The sequence below is a fragment of the Cupriavidus sp. GW823-FHT06D04 genome, assembly GCF_058795055.1.
The window spans coordinates 158,884-173,516 of record NZ_JBXAHL010000005.1; the positions used below are offsets into that span (position 1 = coordinate 158,884).

Annotated in this window: 12 protein-coding genes; 4 read left to right on the forward strand and 8 right to left on the reverse strand. The window is 64.8% G+C overall.

The window, feature by feature from the left end:
- Window positions 1-28 precede the first annotated feature (28 nt).
- From AC1Q7H_RS10150 to AC1Q7H_RS10165, 4 genes are all read right to left on the reverse strand, one after another.
- Complete coding sequence (locus AC1Q7H_RS10150) at window positions 29-1,642, reverse strand: flavin-containing monooxygenase (protein WP_492381234.1); 1,614 nt, start codon at window positions 1,640-1,642, stop codon at window positions 29-31.
- A 125-nt stretch (window positions 1,643-1,767) separates the two neighbouring features.
- Window positions 1,768-2,856: a Zn-dependent alcohol dehydrogenase gene (locus AC1Q7H_RS10155; RefSeq protein ID WP_492381235.1), complete on the reverse strand. Its 1,089-nt coding sequence runs from the start codon at window positions 2,854-2,856 to the stop codon at window positions 1,768-1,770.
- A 204-nt stretch (window positions 2,857-3,060) separates the two neighbouring features.
- Window positions 3,061-3,816 carry an SDR family NAD(P)-dependent oxidoreductase gene (locus AC1Q7H_RS10160; protein WP_492381236.1) on the reverse strand — a complete coding sequence of 252 codons (756 nt, stop codon included), beginning with the start codon at window positions 3,814-3,816 and terminating at the stop codon, window positions 3,061-3,063.
- Window positions 3,817-3,868: 52 nt separating this feature from the next.
- Complete coding sequence (locus AC1Q7H_RS10165; RefSeq protein WP_492381237.1) at window positions 3,869-4,615, reverse strand: SDR family NAD(P)-dependent oxidoreductase; 747 nt, start codon at window positions 4,613-4,615, stop codon at window positions 3,869-3,871.
- Between the two features lie 199 nt (window positions 4,616-4,814).
- Between AC1Q7H_RS10165 and AC1Q7H_RS10170 the strand changes: the two genes are divergently transcribed.
- The gene (locus AC1Q7H_RS10170; protein WP_492381238.1) at window positions 4,815-6,395 is read left to right on the forward strand and encodes a DUF1254 domain-containing protein; all 1,581 of its coding nucleotides are present in this window, start codon (window positions 4,815-4,817) and stop codon (window positions 6,393-6,395) included.
- Window positions 6,396-6,482: 87 nt separating this feature from the next.
- Here the strand turns inward: AC1Q7H_RS10170 and AC1Q7H_RS10175 are convergent, their stop codons facing one another.
- The 4 genes from AC1Q7H_RS10175 to AC1Q7H_RS10190 form a co-directional block, all read right to left on the reverse strand.
- The gene (locus AC1Q7H_RS10175; protein WP_492381239.1) at window positions 6,483-7,532 is read right to left on the reverse strand and encodes a DUF1254 domain-containing protein; all 1,050 of its coding nucleotides are present in this window, start codon (window positions 7,530-7,532) and stop codon (window positions 6,483-6,485) included.
- A 104-nt stretch (window positions 7,533-7,636) separates the two neighbouring features.
- Complete coding sequence (locus AC1Q7H_RS10180) at window positions 7,637-9,010, reverse strand: MFS transporter (protein ID WP_492381240.1); 1,374 nt, start codon at window positions 9,008-9,010, stop codon at window positions 7,637-7,639.
- A gap of 545 nt (window positions 9,011-9,555) precedes the next feature.
- Window positions 9,556-10,755: a CaiB/BaiF CoA transferase family protein gene (locus AC1Q7H_RS10185; RefSeq protein ID WP_492381241.1), complete on the reverse strand. Its 1,200-nt coding sequence runs from the start codon at window positions 10,753-10,755 to the stop codon at window positions 9,556-9,558.
- 263 nt (window positions 10,756-11,018) lie between these two features.
- A complete protein-coding gene (locus AC1Q7H_RS10190; RefSeq protein WP_492381242.1) occupies window positions 11,019-12,056 on the reverse strand; it encodes an AraC family transcriptional regulator in 1,038 nt (345 codons plus the stop codon).
- A gap of 184 nt (window positions 12,057-12,240) precedes the next feature.
- On the opposite strand from AC1Q7H_RS10190, the gene AC1Q7H_RS10195 reads away from it, so the two are divergent.
- The 3 genes from AC1Q7H_RS10195 (at window position 12,241) to AC1Q7H_RS10205 (ending at window position 14,459) form a co-directional block, all read left to right on the forward strand.
- Complete coding sequence (locus tag AC1Q7H_RS10195) at window positions 12,241-12,750, forward strand: 2,4'-dihydroxyacetophenone dioxygenase family protein (RefSeq protein WP_492381243.1); 510 nt, start codon at window positions 12,241-12,243, stop codon at window positions 12,748-12,750.
- 28 nt (window positions 12,751-12,778) lie between these two features.
- A complete protein-coding gene (locus AC1Q7H_RS10200) occupies window positions 12,779-13,681 on the forward strand; it encodes an SDR family oxidoreductase (protein WP_492381244.1) in 903 nt (300 codons plus the stop codon).
- A 61-nt stretch (window positions 13,682-13,742) separates the two neighbouring features.
- Window positions 13,743-14,459, forward strand: coding sequence for an SDR family NAD(P)-dependent oxidoreductase (locus AC1Q7H_RS10205; protein WP_492381245.1), 717 nt, complete (start codon window positions 13,743-13,745; stop codon window positions 14,457-14,459).
- Window positions 14,460-14,633 lie beyond the last annotated feature (174 nt).

A 14,633-nucleotide genomic window follows, 5' to 3' on the forward strand; every position in this document is an offset into this window, starting at 1 on the left:
TGCCGGCGACGAATGCCGGCAGCGACGATCAGCGTGCGGTGGCGGAACGGGTCAGCGCGAAGCCTTCATAGCCGTTGGCGGCGACCTTGTCGCAAACGCCGCGGTAGACGTTCACGCCTGCCACGTAGATGGGGAAAGGCATGGTCTTGCCCGGGATGTTGGCGCCGGTGTACCAGGACTCTCCGCGCGGAAACAGCGTGGTGTGGGCCACCTCGGCGCAGTGCTTGCTCCATGCCTGCTCGGCGGTCACCGTGGCTTCGATGGTGTCCAGTCCCTGGTCGCGCAGGTGGCGTAGGCAGTCGGCGATCCACTCGACGTGCTGTTCGATGGAGCACACCATGTTGCTGAGCACAGACGGACTTTGCGGGCCGGTGATCGTGAAGAAGTTGGGGAAGCCCGCGTTGGCCAGGCCCAGGTAGGTGTGGATCTCCTTGCCGCCCCCCCATTTGTCCTGCAGAGACATGCCGTCCTTGCCGCGGATGTCGATGCGGAACAGCGGCCCCGTGATGGCGTCGTAGCCGGTGGCCAGCACAAGCGCGTCCAGCGCATAGCCGGTGCGCGCCGTGCGCACGCCGTCCGGCGTGATCTCGGTGATCGGATCCTGCCTGATGTCGACCAGCGTGACGTTGTCGCGGTTGTAGGTCTGGAAGTAGTCTGTGTCGATGACAGGGCGCTTGGTGCCGAAGAGATAACCCGGCGTCAGCTTGTCTGCAACCTGCGGGTCTTTCACGATACTGCGGATCTTGTCGCGCACGAACTGCGCCACGCTCTCGTTGGCCTGTGCGTCGGTGATCAGGTCGCTATACGACGAATGGATCCAGCCGCCGTGCTGCCAGGCGGCCTCGTAGGTCTGCCTGCGCTGCAAGGGGGGCTCGGCCAGCGCGCTGCGCTCCATCGCGATCGGCGAACGTGGCACGCCGGACCAGGAGTTGCGCACGCGGGTCCGGATCTCGCCGAGGTTTTCCTTGACCTCGCGGATGTGCTCGGCATCGTAGGGACGGTCCGCCGCCGGCGTACTGTACTGTGGCGTGCGCTGGAAGACGTAGAGTTGGTCAGCCTGCCCGGCAATGACCGGAATGGCCTGGATGCCGCTGGAGCCGGTGCCGATCACGCCGACGCGCTTGCCGGTGAACTCCACTGGCTGGTGCGGCCAGGTGCCGGTGTGGAAGACTTCGCCGCGAAAGCTCTCGAGGCCCTTGATGTCCGGCCGGTTGGCCGCAGACAGGCAGCCGGCGCCCGAGATGAAATAGCGGGCGGCCACGGTCTTGCCGTCGTCGGTTTTCACCCGCCATTCGCGCGCCTTCTCGTCGTAGTGGGCAGCGGTGACGCGCGTCTTGAACTGGATGTCGCGGCGCAGGTCGAACCGGTCCGCTACGTGGTTCAGATAGCGCAGGATAGACGGCTGGTCCGGATACCGGCTGGTCCACGTCCATTCCTTGTAGAGCTCTTCAGAGAACGTGTAGTTGTAGTAGATGCTCTCGACGTCGCACTTGGCACCGGGATAGCGGTTCCAGTACCAGACGCCGCCGACGTTGTCGCCGGCTTCATAGACGCGGGCGCTCATGCGCTGCTCGCGCAGCTTGTGCAGCATGTACAGGCCGGAGAAGCCCGCACCCACCACGATTGCATCGAATCTTTCCATGTGAACCACCTGTTGTGGGCGCGGCGGTACCGGTGCAGGGCAAACGTTTCCCCTTGCGGGACAGCGGCACGGGTCGCATTGATCGTTGGAGATGCCCGCGTCGCACGGGCGGCAGGCGCGATGGCTTACTGCTCGAACATCAGCACCGAGCGGGCCAGTTCGCCACGGCGCAGTTCGTCGAATGCCTCGTTGATGCCCTCCAGAGGCATGCGCCGCGAGATCATGTCGTCCAGCTTGAGCTTGCCGGACAGATAGAAGTCCACCAGGCGCGGCATGTCGACGGGGAAGCGGTTCGAGCCCATGCGGCAGCCCTGCAGGCGCTTCTCTTCCATCAGCTCGAAGCCCTTGATGCCGATCTCGACGCCGGGCGGGACAACGCCCACCACGGTCGCGGTGCCGCCACGGCGCAGCATGCCGAAGGCCTGCTCCGCGGTCTGCTTGAGTCCGATGGCCTCGAGGGCATGATGGACGCCGCCGCTGGTCAGTTCCCGCACCGCCTGCACGGGGTCGGTGCTGCTGGCATCGATCACGTCCGTGGCCCCGAACTTGCGCGCCAGTTCCAGCTTGCCCGGCAGGCGGTCGATGGCGATGATGCGGCCGGCCCCGGCAATCGCGGCGCCGTTGATGGCGGCAAGCCCGATGCCACCGCAGCCGATCACGGCGACGATCTCGCCCGGCTGCACCTTTGCGGTATGCATGACCGCGCCGACCCCCGTCACCACCCCGCAGCCGATCAGGGCTGCACGGTCCATCGGCATGTCGCGCCGGACCGCCACCAGCGCATGCTCGTGGACCAGCATCTGCTCGGCGAACGCCGACAGGTTCATGTACTGCGGCATGGCCTTGCCGGTCCTGGCGAGCAGGCGCGGCTCCTCGTCATCGCGGCGCTTCGTGTCCGGCGACATGCACAGTGACAGATGCCCGGTCAGGCAATGGTCGCAATGCCCGCAATAGGCGGACAGGCAGCTGATGACGTGATCGCCCGGCTTGACCGTGCGCACCTCGCTGCCCACCTGCTCGACGATGCCGGCTGCCTCGTGCCCCAGCACCGCGGGCAGGGGGAACGGCAGCGATCCCTCAACGAAGTGAAGGTCGGAATGGCACACCCCGACCGCGGCGGTCCGCACCAGGACCTCATGCGGCCCCGGCTTCGAGATGCCGATGTCTTCGATGACAAACGGGGAATTGGTCTGGTATAGCACTGCGGCTTTCATATGTCTCCTTGCCATCTTGATGGGATCCGGCCGACGGGGGCGAGGCACCTCTGTCGGATCGCGCTTGCTTCTGTTTTCTTAATGCTCGCTCGCACTGTCCGGACTGTCCAATTCAATGTTCTCCGGGGTATTCCGTGAACTCATGCCATGACCTGACGGTGCCCATTCCATGCGCGCGGTGCTCTGGAACGTGGCAGCAAGGTCTTATCGTGCAGTCAGGCCGCCGTCCACGACCAGCTCGGCACCGGTGATATAGGACGACTCATCCGACGCCAGGAACAGAACCAGGTCACTGACTTCTTCGGCCTTACCGACGCGGCCCATCGGGGCAAGCCGCTGCCCGAGCTCTTCCTGGCTCGCTCCCATGGTCACCGACGCGTAGTCGGCCATGGCGGTCTGGATCAGGCCAGGATGGATCGAGTTGGCACGCACGCCACGGCTCGCGTACTCGATTGCCGCATCCTTGGTCAGCAAGCGGACGGCGCCCTTGCTGGCGCCATAGAGTGCGTTGCCCGCGGCCCCGACCAGGCCGGCGACCGACGAGGCATTGATGACGGAGCCCTTGCCTTGCCTGGCCATCTGCGGCATCACGTGCTTCATGCCGAGGAAGGTCCCCGTCACGTTGATCGACATAAGCCGGTTCCATTCCTCCAGCGTGGTGTCGGCCAGGGCCTTGATGATCCAGATGCCTGCATTGTTGAACAGGACATCGAAGCGGCCGAAGGCCGCGAGTGTTGCCTCGACGACCTGCTTCCATTGGGCTTCACTGGTGACATCGAGCGGCAACGCCATGGCCCTGGCACCCAGCGCCTCCACAGCCTGGGCAGTGGCCCTGGCGCCTGCGGGGTCGATATCCGTTGCCACGATCGTTGCGCCTTCGCGCGCAAGGCGCAACGCCGTCGCTTTGCCGATTCCCGTGCCACTGCCCGTGATGAGCACGACCTTGTCCTGCATACGCATGTCTTCACCTCCAGATCTCTGTGAGACGGGTACACCGTCCATCCGGCTAATCCTATTGCGCGGTATAACCGCCATCGACGATCAGATTGGCGCCAACCATGAAGGAGGCGTCATCGCTGGCCAGGAAGAGGATCGCAGCGGCAATCTCCTCACTCCGCCCGAGACGGCCGATCGGGTGCATCGCTGCGATCCGCGCCTTCTTCTCCTCGCCTGCGGCATCGAGAATCGGGGTGTCGACAAATCCCGGACATACCGCGTTGACACGTATCCCGTCCTGGGCGCAAGCCACCCCGATCGAACGGGTTAGATTCGCCACGCCGCCCTTGGCGGCGTTGTAAGCCGTGGCGCCGGCCATGCCGACATGCCCCAGGATCGAGGCGACGTTCACCACGGCTCCCCCGGACTGTTGTCGCTTCATCTGCACGATCGCGTGCTTGTTGGTCAGGAATACGCCGGTCAGATTGGTATCGATCATCTGTTGCCAGCTATCCAGTTCGGTCTGCTCCAACGGAACCGCTGCTTGCCCGATCCCTGCATTGGCGACGACGATGTCCAGCCGGCCGAAGCGGCTGACGGTCTGCTCGATCAGGTGACGGATGTCGCCTTCCTGCGCGACATCGGCTCTGCAGAACAGCGCTTCGTGTCCCGCCTCGTTCAACTCGCCACAAAGTGCCGCGCCACGATCAGTGATATCCGCCACCACGACCTTCGCGCCTTCGGCCACGAACCTCCGTACGGTGGCTTCGCCAATGCCACTTCCGCCGCCGGTGACAATCGCTACCTTCTTGCTGAGCTTCATCGTGCTCTCCTGGATTCAGGGGTAAAGCGTGTGTCGTGGATGATCCCCCGCTCGGTTTGACGATGTCCAATTCCTATTTTTCCGGGGTATTCCTGGCAGGCATACCGGAGCTTAAGAGGCTGCCTCGGGCTCTTCGCGCGACACGGCAGGGCTCGGCCCCCAAGATGGGGAGGCGACAGGACCGCGGGCCGAGACCAGTATGAGCTCCGCCCCGGGGCATGTCCCTCTGCAGCAGCGAGGAGAAGCGACAACAGATGCCGCGGCGGTCACCATCTGCATGACCCCGGATGCCGATGCCATCTCCTGTCGGCAAGGGACGGTCAAACCAACACACAGGATTGATATGAAACGATGCAATACGGGGCTCACCGCTGTCGTCCTCATCGTCGGCCATCTCTTCGCGGCGGGAAGTTTCATCACAGCGCCAGCCGCGGCCAGTGCCGCCACCCTGCCTGCCGGGGCCACCGTCGATTCACGGCAACAGCTCGCGGCCGAAGCGGCCGTCTGGGGCATGCCGATTGTCAGCGTGGATGCGATGCGCGAGGCGTTCTTCCGCGACGCGGGAGCGGCATACAACGACATCGTGTTCTGGTCCAGGCCGGCCGACTGGAAGAACCAGACCACGACGCCAAATTCGTCGTCCCTGTACGTCTACTTCAACTTCAATCTGAAGGACGGGCCGGTGGCGCTCGATCTGCCGGCTGCCGAAGGCGCCGGCATCTTCGGCAGCGTGCTCGACGCATCGCAGGTGCCACTGGCCGATGTCGGCCCGGCCGGGGAGGATGAGGGGAAGGGGGGAAAGTACCTGCTATTGCCGCCAGGCTTCAAGGGCGACGCTCCCCCGGGCTATATCGCAATCCCGTCCTCGACGTACAACGGCTACGCGCTGCTGCGCTTCTCGCCAGCCTCGTCGTCTGCAGCTGATGTTGCCAGGACCATCGGACTGCTGAAGCGACTCCGGCTCTATCCGCTTGCGCACGCCGGCAAGCCACCACGTCAGCGATTTATCGATATGGACGGCAAAGTCTTCGATGGCATCGTCAGGTACGATGAGAGCTTCTATGCGCGCCTGGCAAGGATGGTGAGTGAGGAGCCGGAGTCGCCAGGGGACGCCGCAATCACGGCCCGCATCAGCGGGCTGGGCATCGGGCGCGGCAAGCCTTTCGATCCCGATCCGGCCACGCGCGCGGCCTTGCGCGCCGGCGTACAGCAAGCCCATGCAGCGTTTATCAGTACCTGGCGCGCTGGTGCCAGACCCTGGTGGCCGGGTTCGCGCTGGGGGGGCAATCTGCCAAGCACGGTTGGTGCAAAGACAGGGTTCAGCTTCCGGACGGACGGCCACCTGGAGACGGATGCCCGCGGCGTCTTCTATTTCCTCGCCTATGCTCCCCCTGCCAGGCTCGGCAAGGCGACCGCCTATCTGACGTCGTGGTACGACGCCACCGGGGAGGCCTTGGGCGGCAACCACAGCTATGTCCTGCACGTTCCGCCCAACGTTCCGGCCAGGCAGTTCTGGGCGGTGACGATCTATGACGTCGAGACGGGTGGCTTCATGCGCGGCTCGCCGCGGATCAACCTGGATTCCTACAGCCACGACATGCAGCGCAACGCTGACGGCTCGGTCGATATCTATTTCGGTCCGAAGGCACCGGCGGGCAAGGAGGCAAAGTGGATCTACACAACGCCTGGCAAGGACTGGTTTGCAGCGTTCCGCTTCTACGGGCCGGACAAGGCCCTGACTGACAGGACCTGGAAGCTGCCGGATCTGGTGCGTCAGTAGTCCGTCGTCGCTCCGCAGGAGCGAGTTCGGGTAGAAGGGGCGCATCGGCTGGATCCGTGCGCCCCTGCCTCATTGAGAAGCCGATTCCTAGTTGACGGCCTGCGCCTGCGGGAACTTCCACTTGCCACTCAGGACGTCCGGGTGCGCGCGATAGAGTCGTACCAGGTAGTTCCAGCCCGGCATGGTTGGCAGGCAGTTCACCGTATTGGAGTCGCAGCCGCCGAACTGGATCATCACCTCGCCGTTGGCATTCTTCTTCGCCGTGAGATTGTTGAGCGAATACGAGCCGAGCTTATTCGGCTCGAACAGGCCTTTGGCGTTGTAGACGCTGACCGACCAGAAGCCATCGACCGGCACCTCTCCAATGCTGAGCTTGTAGATGGTCGCGCCGTCGTTCTTCGCCGGCGTGATCGGCAGGTAATAGGCGTCCTTCTCAGGGCTGCCTCCCCAGGCCAGTGCGGTGCCAACCAGACGGCGCACCGGATCTACCTGGCGCGGGCCGCCAAACATGCCCCTCGTGTCCTGGACGGTGGTCCCCAGCACAAGCAGGGCCTCGCGCAGCTTCGTCAGCTGAGCCTGGTCCCAGTTGGGGATCTCGAAGCTGCCAGGATGCTTCTGTGTCAGCCTCAGCGCATCCTGCAGCGCATGAGCCTGCGCCACATCGCTGGGGCTATCCGGATCGAGCAGTGTCCGGACAGCCATCAGCGCATAGCGCGTCCCGATGCGATCGCGCGTGAAGGTATAGGTACCAGCGCCATAGATATCGGCATGCGTGTAGTGGTCTTCGTCGATCACCTGTAGCGACATAAAGCGCTTGCCTGCATCCGGCATCGTGATGGTTACCGGGCCTGCGTCAAGGTCGACAACCCCCAGCGAATAGAGCGTATCGCGATTGGGGCGCACCACAACCTGCCGGTCGATCGGCGCGAGCTCGCGCTGGTGGAAGAATTTACCGAACCCGCCCCGCCGCACCACGGACTCAAGGCTCCTGTCGCTCTCCGCGCGGATGTAGTTGTCCAGCGTGACGGCGAGCATCGGAGCCGCGTGAGAGATGGGCGCATTGCTCTGGGCGTGGGCGGGCATGACGGCTGCCGCAGCGCTGAGGACTGAGAGCGTGCAAGCCAGAATGAGTTTCATCGTGAATGTCCTTAGGAATCGAAGCTTGATAACGATCGGGGGAGGGCCCGGGCAACGCGCCCGGATTTTCTGTCCTCCTCAACTTGAGCGGGCGCTATGACTTCTCAAGCGTCGCGCATGACACCGACACCCTCGACGTCCGCATTGCGCGAAGTGGCTCGCCGCTTGATCCACAGCGCGAATCCCGGCACCAGGATGGTCGCGGTAACGACCGCGTAGAACGTGGCGGCCCCGCCGCTGGTATGCAGCAGCATGCCGCCCGCGACGGGCCCCAGGATGCCGCCGAGGCGTCCGACGCCATACATCCAGGCGATGCCCGCCGAACGGCCGTTGGTCGGGTAGTACGCGGCCGCCAGGCCGGGCAGTGAGAACATCGCACCGCTGAGGCCGGCGCCGGCGATGAAGAGGATGACCGGCAGCAGTTCCGGATTGCCGGCCTGGTGTCCGAGCGTCCAGATCGACGCGCCGCCCGCGGCGAAGGCCAGTGCGATCACGGTATTGCGGTCGAAGCGGTCCATCAGCCAGCCGAAGCAGAGTGCGCCGGCGATGCCGCCCACGGAGAGCACACTGGTGGCTAGCGTGGCGTGGCGCAGCGATGCGCCGGCTTCCTGAAGCAGCGTGGGCAACCAGCCCATCAGCAGGTAATAGGCGAAGGTGCCGCTGAAGTAGGCGAGCCAGAGCATCAGGGTGCCGGTGCGCAGGCGACGGGAAAGCAAGACGCCCATGCCTGACTTGCGGTCCTCGGCCTGTTCTTCGGCGACGACGAAGCGGGCGCCATTGAAGTCGTGCTTCGGGGCGACGCGGCGCAGCACCGCGGTGATCCGCTCGGCCGGCCAGTTGCGCATGACCATGAAGCGCAGCGGTTCGGGCATGGCGAAGTGCACCACGAGCGCCAGCATGATCGGCAGCACCGCGCCTACGACGAACAGGCACTTCCAGCCATACTGTGGCACCAGCAGCCCGGCCGCGACACCGCAGGCCGCGGCGCCGAGCATCCCGCCGCAGGCGATCGTGTTGATCACCAGCGAGCTGCGCCGCGAAGGCGCATATTCGTACATCAGCGTGTTGACGCCGGGCACCGCCGCACCGATGCCGAGGCCGGTCAGCAGCCGCCAGATGCCGAGCGACAGCGGTGTTTCAGAGAAGATGCTGCCGAGGCTGCACAGGCCGAACATGATCATGGAGACGACCATCACGGTCTTCGGCGTGGAGCGGTCGTACAACGGGCCCGAGATCATCGCGCCGACGGCCATGCCAACGATCGAAGCGCTCATGACCGGGCCGAACACGGCCTTGTCCATATGCCATGCCTGCATCAGCGCCGGCACCACGAATCCGACGGTCAGGGCATCGTAGGCGTCGATGGCGATCACCACGAAACAGACCACAAGGATGCACCACTGGTAGGGGGAAAAGCGCTGTTCGTCAATGAACTGCTTCACGTCGATATTCGGGTTGATATTCGGGGATGTGCCCATCTTGCTGTCTCCTCTTGAGGTGTTGGAATGCGGTACTGGTGCAGCAGATCTCCGCGCAGCAGGGACGAACGCGGTCCCGCACGCAGGGTGTGCCTGTCTGGAACTTTTCCGATACGTCGGAATTGGTGGTGGCGCGCAGCGGTATCCGTGCGCGTGCCGCTCAGCGGCTGGACGTCATGCGATGCGAAGGGTCTCTGGATCGCAGTTGCGATGCCCGCGTGATGAACGCTTCATGGTGTCCCTGTGATTCGTGTCCAAATGACTGCGCACCATTATTTGTCTGCGGTCAGCGCGCGCGCAACGGAGGGAATGGGTGGGAGAGGGTAAACCACGGAGGGGCTTATGGCTGCCGGTCCTTATGCGAGCGCCGGTGACCGGCAAGGATGTCGCGGCCGCCAGTGTGCAGAAGCGGGTCGGGGACAGCGTCGGGTCCGCGCTTGTCCCCATTCCTTCCGACTTGTGCAATAGGTGAGGCGCCAGCCGTCGTCAGACTCAGGCGGTATTACTCCCCGGCAGGCCTCTGCGTGTTCAGGTATGCCGAATGCTCAACGAGGTGGAGCAGCGAGGCCGCTCGCCGTTGCCGAAGCCGCCCGCTCGGACAGGGCGCGGACAGCCTCGATCCGCTCCGGCGGCAGCCAGCCAGCCAGGGTCTGCTCGTAGTCGCGCACATCGGCATTGCGCGGCGATGCGGGCAGTGCCGACGGCGTGCGGCAGAAGCGCGGCGCGGGCGCGGGCTGCATGACACCGTCGATCTCCACGAAGGTCCCGCGGGCCTTCAGGTGCGGGTGGTGCGGCGCGTCCTCGTAGCTGAGCACCGGGGCGAAGCAGACGTCGGTGCCTTCGAGCAGATCGCACCATTCGCCGCGCGTGCGTGTGCGGAAAACCTCGGCCAGGCGCTCGCCCGCGGCTTCCCATCCGGTCTGGTCACCCTGTTCGCCGAGGCAGGCCGGGTCGATGTCGAGGCGGGCAAGCAGGTCGCGATAGAAGCGCGCCTCGATCGGGCCCACCGAGATCCAGCCGCCATCCTTGCACTGGTACACGTCGTAGTAGTGCGCGCCCGAGTCCAGTACGTTGGTGCCGCGCTCGGCGCGCCACTGGCCGGCGGCGACCATGCCGTGGAACACGCTGCCGAGCGCGGCAACGCCGTCCACGATGGCGGCGTCCACCACCTGTCCCTTGCCGGACTTGCCCGCCTCGAGCAGCGCGGCGAGCACGCCCGCAAGCAGAAACATGCCGCCGCCCGCGAAATCGCCCAGGTAGGCCAGCGGCACCGACGGCGGCTGGCCGCGCCGGCCGATGGCGTTGAGCGCGCCGGTGAGCGAGATGTAGTTGATGTCGTGGCCGGCGGTATGCGCCAGCGGCCCGGTCTGTCCCCAGCCGGTGATCCGGCCATAGACCAGGCGCGGGTTGCGCGCCAGGCAGATATCCGGGCCGAGGCCCAGGCGTTCGGTGACGCCGGGCCGATAGCCTTCGATCAGCGCGTCGGCCGAGGCAACCAGATCCAGCACCACTGCCACGGCCTGCGGATCCTTCAGGTCGAGCGTGATCGGCTTGCGGCCGCGCAGCATCAGGTCATGCCGGCGCTCGCGTTTCACGCCGAGGTCGGTCTCGCCGGGGCGCTCGATGCGCAGCACCTCGGCGCCCATGTCGGCCAGCATCATGCCCGCCAGCGGGCCGGGGCCGATGCCGGCCAGTTCGATGATGCGGATGCCCGCAAGCGGCCCCTTCCTGACTTCCTGTTCCATTGTGATCCTTTGTATTTCGGGCTTCCCGGGAGCGCAATCCACCAGGATGCCGGCTGCCTTGAAGCGCTCGCGCTTACGGGCGACCCTGGCAAGCTGGAACGCGTGGATGGGTACAGCGGAGTCCCAGCCGGTGCCGTGGCTGCGCCAAGGCCACCCGATGCTACGAGCAAGGATGACAAGCTGGAAAATACTTTCGATATGTTGGCCGATACATGGACTGTATTGGCGGCGGGGTCGAAGCCGGGCGATGCCGGCCGATGCCTTTAGTGCGAGCTGATATGCAATCTGAGCCGCCCGCGATCGTCGTGCGGTGTCACGCCCTTCCAGCGCCGGTATGCACGGATGAAGTTCGACACTTCCCCATAGCCCAGGGTATCGGCCACGTGCTCCAGCTTCAGCCCTTCGGCGAGCAGCTCTCCGGCCAGGGCTTCGCGCACCTCGTCCTGCAACTGCCGGAAACTGGTGCCTTCGTCGGCAAGGCGGCGGCGCAGCGTGCGCAGGCTCATGTGGAACTCCTCGGCCAGCGTTTCCATGCCAGGCAACGCGCCCGGCCGGGCGACCAGCCTGTTGCGCAACTGGACTGCCAGGCCCTCCCGCGCCGGCCATCTCGCGAGCAAGGCCTGGCACTGTGCCTCGCACTGGCGAACCACTTCGGTATTGGCGCCAGGCAGGGGCCGGTCGAGATACCCTGCCGCGTTTCGCACAACCCTGTTCTGCGCGGCCCCGAAAACCGGCGTCAAGCCGAAGATATCCTCGTAAGGCCGGGTGTCGGCCGGTTGGGGGCGACGCAGCGCCACGCTGACCGCCGGCAGCGTGGTGCCGATGAGATCGCGCATGAAGCTGATGGAGATGCCCAGATCGCGGTCGACGATAAACGCCCGCAGATCTTCCGGCAGCGCGCTGTCCTCGATGGTCGTGACAAGCCGGTCATCGTGCTCTTCGACATGGAATTCCGTCAGCGGATTCCAGAGACTCTCATAGCGGAATGCCATGCCGATCGCATCGCGCAGCGTGGCGCAACTGAGCAGGGCAAAGCCCCACACGCTGCGGCTGGCCAGACGGTAACGAAGGCCCGCCTGGATGCCGGCGCCGGGGATGTCGCCCAGTGCCTGCGCCAGATTGCGGATCAGCTGGAGCTCCTGGTCCACGCGCACGACGCAGGCGGGGTCGGACAGATACTGCCAATCGAGGCCGGTGCCTGCCAGGCAACGGTCTCCCGGAAGGCCATGGTCCAGACCGAACTGGAGGAGGAGCTGCACGCTGGATCCACTCAGGGGCGGCAACTGGTCATTGCGTGGCATTCATAACCTCGGGGCAAAGCGGCCAGCGGACGGTTGACCGAAAATGACTATGTCTTGTCCCAATATGCCATACAGCCCGGCGCAACGCCAAGCTAGCATCTCCCCTGACAAAGAGGCTGCCACGGACCACCGCGCCCGTGCCGCGCCATCACACAGAAGATCCAAAGAATCCAAGGAGACTGGCATGCCACTGCCGACATACATCACCCATCAGGACAACCTGCTCACCATCGATTCGGACAAGGAGCCCTGGATCACGGATTTCCCGGTACCCGGCGCCGACATCTGTCCGCTATTCCTCGACCCGCAGAATGGCATCTGGGTCGTACGCGCAAGAGTCGGCCCCGGCATAGTGCTTTCGAATCACTTCCATACCGGGACCGTGCATCTGTTCACGATGAGCGGCAACTGGAACTACTCGCAGTATCCCCACCAGCCCCAGACCGCCGGATGCTACCTGTACGAGCCGGGCGGCTCCATCCACCAGTTCACCACGCCCGCCAGCAACACTGAGCAGACCGACATGTTCATGGTTATCTACGGCGCCAACATCAACTTCGATGCCGATGGCAACTTCGTCAACATCGGCGATTCCGGCTTTATTGAAATGATGCTGAACAAGGTCGCAAGCGAGCGGGGCATGTCGCCGCTGAAGTACATCCGAAGCCTGGGTGCTGCGTACAGCGTGCGCTGAACAAAAGAACAGGAACAGGGGACACAGCATGGACAAGTTCCGCGACCAAGTCGCCGTCATCACTGGCGGTGCGTCTGGCTTCGGCAAGGAGTTCGCCCGCCTGGGCGCCTCGCTCGGCATGAGGCTCGTGGTTGCCGATATCGAGCAGGGTGCCCTGGATGCCACCGTGGCGGAGCTGCAGGCAACCGGCGCTGCCGTCATCGCGCGCCGCACCGATGTGTCGAAGGCTGCCGACGTGCAGGCGCTCGCCGATGCGGCCATGGCCGCCTTCGGCCAGGTCAACCTGCTGTTCAACAACGCCGGCGTGGCCCCTGGCGGGCTTGTCTGGGAAAGCACCGAGCAAGACTGGAACTGGGCGCTGGGTGTGAACCTGCACGGCGCCATTCACGGCCTGCGCGTCTTCACGCCGCTGATGCTCGCCGCTGCACAAGCCGATCCCGGCTACCGGGGCCACATCGTCAATACCGCCTCCATGGCCGGGCTGACCGCGGCGCCGACCTTTGGCCTGTACTGCGTCTCGAAGCAAGCGGTGGTGGCGCTGAGCGAGACGCTTTTCCATGATCTGGGGCTCGTCTCGGAACAGGTGAAGTGCTCGGTCCTGTGCCCGTCCTTCGTGGCCACGGGCATCAATCGCTCGCAGCGCAACCGCCCGGCCGATGGCGGCAGCGCCACGGCCATGAGCCGGTCGCAACTGGCCGCGCAGGCCATGCTCGACCGGGGCATCGCGGGGGCGACGATCAGTGCGGAAGACGTGGCGCGCATCACCTTCGATGCGATCCGCGATGATCGCTTCTACATCTTCCCGCAGCCGCAATCGCTTGCCACCGTGCAGCCGCGCTTCGACGACATCCTGGGCATGCACAATCCCCGCGACCCGTTCGGCGGGCACCCGGAGATCCGGGCCGCGGTGATCGCGGCGCTGGGCCGCTAACCCTCGTCCGGCGCCCATGCGCTGGCGCCGTCCATTGGTCTGTCAGTTGAAAGCATAGAAGATGAAGATGCCCGATTTCAGCGTAGCAGGAAAGCAAGTCCTGATCACCGGCGGTACCGGTGGCATCGGCGGCGCCTTTGCCAAGGCGTTCCTTGAGCACGGCGCCAGCGTGATCGTGGCGGATCTCGTGATTCCGGCGAGTGGCCTCGATTCACGCATTCGCTATGCATCCCTGGATGTGCGCGACAGCGCAGCCATCGATGCACTGGCTGCAAGCGTCGATCAGCTGGACGTACTGATTCACTGCGCCGGCCGCGCCAGCAACGAGGAGTACAAGCCCGAGGTATTTGCCGACATCATCGACATTCACCTGGTTGGCAACCTGCGCCTTGCCAACGCTTTTCGCCCGCATTTGAAGGCAAGCAAGGGTTGCATCATCAATATTGCCTCGATGTACTCGTACTTCGGCTCACCCAGCGTGCCCGCCTATGGCGCGGCAAAGGCGGGCGTGGTGTCGCTGACGAAGTCGCTGGCGATCAGCTTTGCCGCGGACGGGATCCGCGTCAACGCCATCGCTCCGGGCTGGATCAGTACCGCGCTCACGCGTGCCGGGCAAGCGAACGAAGAGGCCAATCGGAAGATCGTCAGCCGTATTCCGGACGGCAAGTGGGGGCAACCGGAAGACGTTGCCGGAACCGCTGTGTTCTTGGCATCGGCCGCGTCCAGACTGATCAATGGCGCGACGGTACCGGTAGACGGCGGGTACTCGGTCACCTGACGGCATCATCGGGAAACAGCGGGTCGGTGAACCAGATCTGCACGGCATGTGTTTGCCATTGGGAATGTCGGCAAACGGGAACCGCGGGGAACGATTTATGGCTCCACATCTTCGGATGATTCTGGCCCTTGTTGCGACAGGGCTTCTGGTCAGTACTGCCAGGGCGCAGACTGG

Coding starts and splice junctions, on each gene's coding strand:
- AC1Q7H_RS10165 (WP_492381237.1), bottom strand. CDS start 4,615: ATGAAGCTCAGCAAGAAGGTAGCGATTGTCACCGGCGGCGGAAGTGGC.
- AC1Q7H_RS10160 (WP_492381236.1), bottom strand. CDS start 3,816: ATGCGTATGCAGGACAAGGTCGTGCTCATCACGGGCAGTGGCACGGGA.
- AC1Q7H_RS10170 (WP_492381238.1), top strand. CDS start 4,815: ATGAGCTCCGCCCCGGGGCATGTCCCTCTGCAGCAGCGAGGAGAAGCG.
- AC1Q7H_RS10200 (WP_492381244.1), top strand. CDS start 12,779: ATGGACAAGTTCCGCGACCAAGTCGCCGTCATCACTGGCGGTGCGTCT.
- AC1Q7H_RS10190 (WP_492381242.1), bottom strand. CDS start 12,056: ATGCCACGCAATGACCAGTTGCCGCCCCTGAGTGGATCCAGCGTGCAG.
- AC1Q7H_RS10155 (WP_492381235.1), bottom strand. CDS start 2,856: ATGAAAGCCGCAGTGCTATACCAGACCAATTCCCCGTTTGTCATCGAA.
- AC1Q7H_RS10175 (WP_492381239.1), bottom strand. CDS start 7,532: ATGAAACTCATTCTGGCTTGCACGCTCTCAGTCCTCAGCGCTGCGGCA.
- AC1Q7H_RS10195 (WP_492381243.1), top strand. CDS start 12,241: ATGCCACTGCCGACATACATCACCCATCAGGACAACCTGCTCACCATC.
- AC1Q7H_RS10150 (WP_492381234.1), bottom strand. CDS start 1,642: ATGGAAAGATTCGATGCAATCGTGGTGGGTGCGGGCTTCTCCGGCCTG.
- AC1Q7H_RS10205 (WP_492381245.1), top strand. CDS start 13,743: ATGAAGATGCCCGATTTCAGCGTAGCAGGAAAGCAAGTCCTGATCACC.
- AC1Q7H_RS10180 (WP_492381240.1), bottom strand. CDS start 9,010: ATGGGCACATCCCCGAATATCAACCCGAATATCGACGTGAAGCAGTTC.
- AC1Q7H_RS10185 (WP_492381241.1), bottom strand. CDS start 10,755: ATGGAACAGGAAGTCAGGAAGGGGCCGCTTGCGGGCATCCGCATCATC.